The sequence below is a fragment of the Flammeovirga sp. OC4 genome, assembly GCF_000812565.1.
In the GTDB taxonomy this organism is placed as follows: domain Bacteria; phylum Bacteroidota; class Bacteroidia; order Cytophagales; family Flammeovirgaceae; genus Flammeovirga.
The window spans coordinates 1-235 of sequence record NZ_JTAM01000134.1 but is presented as its reverse complement, the minus strand read 5'-3'; the positions used below and the strand labels follow the sequence as shown (position 1 = coordinate 235).

Genomic DNA, 235 nt, shown 5'->3' with positions numbered 1-235 from the left:
ATTAGGTTATAGATCCTCTCAAAGAGAATACATGAATAACCCGATTGAAGATGGAAAGATTTTTAAATCGGAGTGGATTCAATACACCAAACTACATCGCCTAAGTCAATATGACGCTTTGGTATTGTACGGCGATTTGAGTTATAAGAAAAACGGTGACTTCAAAGCCCTCAAACTTTATGGAAAGAAAGGAAGACACTTTCATCAGATTGCCTGTTTTGTAAGGCAAGCATCG

1 pseudogene is annotated in these 235 nt (G+C 37.4%); it reads left to right on the top strand.

Going from position 1 to position 235, the window contains the following annotated elements:
• A pseudogene (locus PL77_RS32115) lies at positions 1-235 on the top strand (hypothetical protein); the annotation flags it as partial.